Source organism: Armatimonas sp., from assembly GCF_031410135.1.
GTDB lineage: Bacteria > Armatimonadota > Armatimonadia > Armatimonadales > Armatimonadaceae > Armatimonas.
The window spans coordinates 1-6,071 of sequence record NZ_JANNYP010000793.1; the positions used below are offsets into that span (position 1 = coordinate 1).

General features: G+C 60.9%; 7 protein-coding genes. All 7 read right to left on the reverse strand.

Annotated features, from left to right (window positions below):
- Positions 1–62: 62 nt before the first annotated feature.
- Positions 63–464 (reverse strand): hypothetical protein, encoded by a 402-nt coding sequence (locus tag RMO15_RS28900; RefSeq protein ID WP_309721239.1) that lies wholly within the window; start codon positions 462–464, stop codon positions 63–65.
- A 72-nt stretch (positions 465–536) separates the two neighbouring features.
- The gene (locus tag RMO15_RS28905) at positions 537–1,001 is read right to left on the reverse strand and encodes a hypothetical protein (RefSeq protein ID WP_309721243.1); all 465 of its coding nucleotides are present in this window, start codon (positions 999–1,001) and stop codon (positions 537–539) included.
- 179 nt (positions 1,002–1,180) lie between these two features.
- Entirely contained in the window at positions 1,181–2,497 is a 1,317-nt protein-coding gene (locus RMO15_RS28910) for an O-acetylhomoserine aminocarboxypropyltransferase/cysteine synthase (RefSeq protein WP_309721246.1), read from the reverse strand.
- A gap of 213 nt (positions 2,498–2,710) precedes the next feature.
- Entirely contained in the window at positions 2,711–3,319 is a 609-nt protein-coding gene (locus RMO15_RS28915) for a hypothetical protein (protein ID WP_309721249.1), read from the reverse strand.
- A 4-nt stretch (positions 3,320–3,323) separates the two neighbouring features.
- Positions 3,324–4,151 carry a Sir2 family NAD-dependent protein deacetylase gene (locus RMO15_RS28920; protein ID WP_309721252.1) on the reverse strand — a complete coding sequence of 276 codons (828 nt, stop codon included), beginning with the start codon at positions 4,149–4,151 and terminating at the stop codon, positions 3,324–3,326.
- Between the two features lie 214 nt (positions 4,152–4,365).
- Complete coding sequence (miaB, locus tag RMO15_RS28925) at positions 4,366–5,745, reverse strand: tRNA (N6-isopentenyl adenosine(37)-C2)-methylthiotransferase MiaB (protein WP_309721254.1); 1,380 nt, start codon at positions 5,743–5,745, stop codon at positions 4,366–4,368.
- A 65-nt stretch (positions 5,746–5,810) separates the two neighbouring features.
- The coding region (locus tag RMO15_RS28930; protein ID WP_309721257.1) for a FlgD immunoglobulin-like domain containing protein at positions 5,811–6,071 on the reverse strand (261 nt) is incomplete at its 5' end.

Sequence of the window (6,071 nt, forward strand, 5' to 3'; positions counted from 1 at the left end):
CCTGCCCACTGTTTCCCCTCCCCCGGCGCTTCGCGCCACCCCCTCCCAATAATGGGAGAGGGTTACGCAAGTATGGGGGCAATGCCCAGTGAGTCGCGTAGCGCATCGAGACCGACGTGGCGTAGCTGCGCCAGTGCGACAAGTGCCTCCGTGCGCTGGAGGGTCTTCTCCTCGGCCTGATCGGAGAGAGAAATCAGCTCCTGCCGCTCGGGTTCTGTAAGGCTCTCGCTCCGTCGTCGGTCGGTCAACTCTCGGTAGCGGCTCCAGAAGCTCTCGGGAAGCCCTGCGTTGATGGTCTGAAGAAGCGTGGTCTCGTCTGCGGTGAGCCGTGGGATATTGGGAGCACTGGCCCAGCGAATCGCGACCTCACGGGCAATCAGCTCCTCGGGAGTTTCACCGCGTCGCCGTGCTTCCTCGCGAATCCATGCTTCCAGTTGCGGCTCCACAGAGATAGTCAGACTCATGCAGAAATTCTACCGTCCAAGGCACCTAAGTGCCACGAGGCCATGCCGTAGCAGGTCCGGTTGAACGAGGGTTTAGACCGCATTCGTGCGTTTGGCGAAGGTGTTCTTATTATCTACGTATGTCAGAGCCTCGCTCAGGCTACGGACAATGAGGCTGAGATCCTTGATGCCCATTTCCTTCAGTAGTAGAGACCGCAGGGCCGGTTCGCAACGATCAGACACCACGATTGCCATTGGCATTTCATGGTTCTCCCATCGATCTTCTCCAACGGAGAGAACGTTCGCCATCATGTCTCCCCAAACGTACTCCAGTTCAGAGAAATCGAAGATCAGGGCGAAGGGCTCCGCGAAGGAGATTGCCGCAACCGTTACTGCCGTCATGTAGGCGGCATCCCCATTGCCACCGGAACCGTGGCCGCAGACCCCGTTGAACTTCATGACTAACGCATCCAGATCACCACTAGATGGTAGCCTGACCATGAATGCTTCATGTGTTAGATCGTTATCGGGTGCGATGTTGAGCTTTCGGAGATCCATGGTCTGTGACTGTGCGGCCTAACTTGTATTTCTGCCGTAGCTATGATGACGATTTTGGGGATTGTACCTCACAGGCAATGCGCTCTACTTACCTGCCTCGCTGGTGCGCATGCCACCGGCGGCTTCGTACTCGGGAGGGTCTTAGCCGGGGCGGAAAACCCCGGCTAAGGTAGTAAGGCTCAGACTTGGGCTAGGGCTTGCTCCAGATCGGCGATAATATCCCCTACATGCTCGATACCTATCGAGAGGCGCACAAAGTCCGGGGTCACACCGGTGGCGGCCTGCTCCTCCTCGGTGAGCTGGGAGTGGGTCGTGCTGGCCGGGTGAATGATGAGGCTCTTCGCATCGCCGATATTGGCTAGCAGGGAGAGCAGCTTCACCGACGACACCAGCTTGCGGCCCGCGTCCACGCCGCCTTGCACCCCAAAGCCGACCAGCGCACCGTACTGGACATTGCCGTCGCTGTCTTTCTTGTGGTAGCGGCTGGCAACTTCATGCGCTGGGTGCTCGGGGAGGCCGGGGTAGTTCACCCAGGTGACCTTGGGATGGGTCTTGAGCCACTGCGCCACCGCCAGCGCGTTCTTGCTGTGGCGCTCCATGCGCAGGTGCAGGGTCTCCAGCCCGATAATCAGCTGCCAGGAGTTGAAGGGAGAGATCGCCGCGCCCATGTCACGCAGGCCCTGGAGACGCGCTTTGAGGATATAGCTCATCGAGCGCAGCGGCTCCGGCAAGCTCGCTAAAACTAAGCCGTGGTAGCTCGGATCCGGCGACGTGAAGTCCAGGAACTTGCCCGATGCGGCCCAGTCGAACTTGCCGGAGTCCACGATCACGCCGCCGATGGTGGTGCCGTGCCCGCCAATAAACTTGGTCGCCGAGTGCACGACAATATCCGCACCGTGGGCAATGGGGTTGACAATGGCCGGGGACGCCGCCGTGTTGTCGATCATCAGGGGGATATTGTGGGCATGCGCGATCTCCGCCACCGCAGCAATATCCAGCGTGTCGAGCTTGGGGTTGCCCATGGTCTCAGCAAAGACCAGCCGGGTCGAGTCCGTGATCGCCGCCGCGAAGTTCTCGGGCTTGCTCGGGTCCACAAACGTGGTCGTGATCCCTAGCTTGGGTAGCGTGTGGCGCAGTAAATTCCACGTCCCGCCGTACAGCGACGACGACGACACAATATGATCGCCCGCGTTGAGGATATTCAGGATCGCCAGGGTCTCCGCCGCCTGCCCCGATGCCGCTGCCAGCCCGCCAATGCCCCCTTCGAGCGCCGCCACGCGCTTCTCAAAGACATCGGTAGTCGGGTTCATCAGGCGGGTGTAGATATTGCCAAACTCTTTCAGGCCAAACAAATTCGCCGCATGGTCGGCGTCTTTAAAGACATAGCTCGTGGTCTGGTAGAGCGGCACCGCGCGTGCGGTCGTGGTCGGGTCGGGGACTTGCCCGGCGTGCAGTGCCAGGGTATCGAAGTGCAATTGGGATTCATCCAGTGACATAGGGATTTCCTTTCCGTTCGGATCAATTATAGGACAGGCAAAATCCAATGTCAACTAATCCCGATTGATTTAGTCTGGATTTCCGCCCAATGAAATTGGGCGTCGACAGTGGCGCAAGCGCCGCAAAGCCCGTGCCGGGCTGGGAATAAGTTCGGTAGCCCAGCACGGGCTTTGTGGCCGAAGGCCATTGCAGCCGCCGGTTTCAACCGGCGGCTACGATTCGGCGCTTGCGGGTTTGAAGACAAGCTTAGGGCGAGCGGGCTCGCTCGCCGGGTGTGCCAGCCAGAGTAGGTGGCGGCGGAGTGGCTCGTTCTCCAGCGACTGCGCCATCAGGAGCGTGATGAGCTGCTCTTTAGTGAGTCCCGCCAGATGCTTCTGAATCGTGTCCATCGCGCTGCCCTTGAGAACGGCAACCTCCTCGACCGCATTGCGTCGCACATACGCCAGCCCCAGCGCGACTAGGTGCTTGCAGAAATCCCCGCTGTCCTGGTGGCGTGGACAGTTGCAGTCGTAGTCCAGATCGTTGCGGCTATTGAGCGAGAGCTGGGCGGCATAGAGCGAGCTTCCCTGCACCTTCCCCGTTACCCGGCCTTCGGAAGCCTCCAGCCCAATCACGGCACCTGCCACCAGATACTCCTCGCCAAGCTGCCAGGAGCGGGCGTCGGCTTTACGTCGCAGCCTTGCCTCGGTCAGAATCCCCGCCAGCGCCAGATGTGTCGCAGCTTCGTCGAGTTGTCGTCGCCGCCTTCGAATCGGTGAGGTCGGCTCGGGTGTCGGCTCTGGCTCAGGCCAAACAATCTCTTCTTTTGGTCGTCGTCCCATGCGGCTATTGTAGCGCGTCGAGCTGCTCTAGTGCCTCGCATGCACCCAAGCGCAGGGAGATCGCGCCATCGGGGACATTTGCCTCACGGGGATTGATCCGAATCAGGGTTGCACCTTGCCCATGCCAGGCTTCGGCGAGCCAGCGGACGGTGGGGATTGCACGACCTGCACCTAGCTCGATCACAACGACCTTGGCGTGGGCGGCTTGGAGCTCACGCTGCCAGCTCCACAGCCGCCGCTCGCTGGCATCGTAGGGGGCACCGACCCAGCTTCCATCGCCGAACATCAGCAAGTTAGGTCGTGCGATTCTGCCGCAGGTCGGGCAGCGTGGTAGGGGCTCGTCCGCGAGGAGTGTTGTTTCGTCCACGCACACCTCGGTCTCCGCCGCTGACCAGACAGGGCCGCAGTGATAACGCTGGCACTGGAAGTTGTGGATCGAGCCATGGCACTCAATCACCTGCTCGGGCGCGAACCCAGCCTTTTGAAACTGCCCATCCACATTGCTGGTAAAGACGAATGCCCCATGTGGCTTCTGCGCCGCCCAGCGCTTCAGAATCGCGAAGCCCGCGTGCGGCTCGGTGCTGCGGTAGAGGTTCAGCCGGTGGCCGTAGAAGCCCCACGCGAGGCGCGGCTCCCACTCAAACCAGTCCGGGCAGGCGATATTTTCAAACGAGATGCCCCGCGCCGCCAGCGGAGGGTAGGCTCGCCAGAACCCCTCCGGGCCACGAAAATCCGGCAACCCCGAGTCCACGCCCATTCCCGCTCCCGCGCCAATCAGAAGCGCATCTGCCTCCGCGATCAGGCGCGCGGCGTGGGTGATATTGTCACTCATGCTCTTCCCTCAGACGGGCTCTTCCCTCAGACGGGTGGCGTTTTTACCGGGCGGCTAAAGCGGCCCGCTGATGCGACAAGACCCATAAATGGGCCTCCCAATCACTCACTGGCATTGAGCGGGCTTTAGCCTGCTTGCCGCAACAGCGGGCCCATTTATGCGCCCGAATCTGTGGTGCCGCATGATGAAAACGCATACGACACCCAATGGTGAATTACACCAGCTCGCCCATGAAGCCCCAGAGGTGGCCTGCGAGAGCGCGGACCTTGACGGTCTGACCGGTGAGGTTGCGGTGGGCGTCGAAGTTGACGGTCTTGCCGCCGCGGGTGAGGCCGTGCCACTGGCCGGGGTGCTTGGGGGACGCCCCCTCGACCAGCACATCGTAGACGCGGTGCTCGGCGGCGTACTGGTTGTTTTTCTCCACCACGATGCGGTTCTGAATCGCGATCAGGCGCTCCAGGCGCTCGACTTTGAGGGGCTGCGGAATCTGATCCGGCAGCTTGGCGGCGGGGGTTGGGTGGCGCGGGGAGTAGATGAACATAAACGCCTGGTCGAAGCGGATCTCCTCCACAAAGTCCAGCGTGTTCTGCACCTGCTCCTCGGTCTCGCCAGGATAGCCGAGCATGAGATCCGTGGTGATGGCAATGTCGGGCATCGCGGTGCGCAGCTTGTGAACGATGGTTCGATATTGGTCTAGCGTGTAGCCGCGGTTCATGCGCTTAAGCAAGACATCGTCGCCCACTTGCACGGGCAGGTGCACTTGCTCGCAGACCGCGGGCAGGCTCGCCATCGCCTCGATCACATCATCGGTGAAGTCTTTCGGGTAGGGCGACGTGAACCGAATACGCTCGATGCCCGGCACGGAGTTGACGCGGCGAAGCAGCTCGGAGAAAGAGCACGTGGCTTCCAGACCCTTGAGGCCGTAGGAGTTGACGGTCTGGCCGAGCAGACAGACCTCTTTGGTGCCGTGCTCCGCCAGATACTCCACCTCGCCGATAATCTCCGACGCGGGGCGGGAGCGCTCTTTTCCACGGGTGTGCGGGACGATGCAGAAGTGGCAGAACTTGTCGCAGCCGTACATGATGCTGACGAAGCTCTTTAATTTTCCCGTGGTCACGCGCTTGCGCTCGGGCAAGAAAAGCTGACTCTCCTCTTTCTTGCGCGGGAGCTGGAGCTGGATCAGCACATCGCTGGGTTTATTCTGTGTCGCCGCGCCACTCTCCAGCAGGCTCTGGCGGGTGCGGACAAGCTCCGGGATGCGTTCTAGCTGCGCGGTTCCGGCGATGAGGTCAATGTGCGGCGCACGTTTGGCGATCTCGGCTCCCGCACGCTGGGCCATACAGCCGGTGACGCCAATCACCATGTCGGGCCGCGCTTGCTTAAGCTCAGCCAGAATCCCCAGCTGCGAGAAGACTTTGTCCTCGGGCTTCTGGCGCATGGAGCAGGTATTGAGCATCACCACATCCGCATCTTCGAGCGAGTCGGCTTTCTCCAGACCATCAGAGAGCAATAAGTTCTCGATCTGATCGGAGTCGTCGACATTCATCTGGCAGCCCCAGGTGATCACATGAAATTTTTTGGTTTTCTCGGCCATAGCAACGGCTATTGTATCGCGCCGTGATGCTGGTGGTTTCCAACCGACCAGCATCACCGTGCTCGTTAGCGCAGTGGGTCGTTCTCCACGCGCAGGGTCTGGCTCCAGGACTTACCGTCCACTTCGAGCTGCACCCGATAGGCACCTGCAGAAGCATTGCCCCCGTTCCACTCGACCCGATAGAGACCGGGCTCCAGGGTCTTGGGGCTGGCGGTAAAGATCACTTTCCCCGCGATATCGGTGATGCTGAGCTTTACGCTGGTGGCTTTTTGCGTGAGCGAGTAGACCAGCTGTGCGCCGCGCGGGGGATTCTCGGCGAAGAACTT

Excerpts from the sequence above, each read along its gene's own strand:
- RMO15_RS28910 (WP_309721246.1), bottom strand. The coding sequence starts at position 2,497 with ATGTCACTGGATGAATCCCAATTGCACTTCGATACCCTGGCACTGCAC.
- RMO15_RS28905 (WP_309721243.1), bottom strand. The coding sequence starts at position 1,001 with ATGGATCTCCGAAAGCTCAACATCGCACCCGATAACGATCTAACACAT.
- miaB (WP_309721254.1), bottom strand. The coding sequence starts at position 5,745 with ATGGCCGAGAAAACCAAAAAATTTCATGTGATCACCTGGGGCTGCCAG.
- RMO15_RS28915 (WP_309721249.1), bottom strand. The coding sequence starts at position 3,319 with ATGGGACGACGACCAAAAGAAGAGATTGTTTGGCCTGAGCCAGAGCCG.
- RMO15_RS28900 (WP_309721239.1), bottom strand. The coding sequence starts at position 464 with ATGAGTCTGACTATCTCTGTGGAGCCGCAACTGGAAGCATGGATTCGC.
- RMO15_RS28920 (WP_309721252.1), bottom strand. The coding sequence starts at position 4,151 with ATGAGTGACAATATCACCCACGCCGCGCGCCTGATCGCGGAGGCAGAT.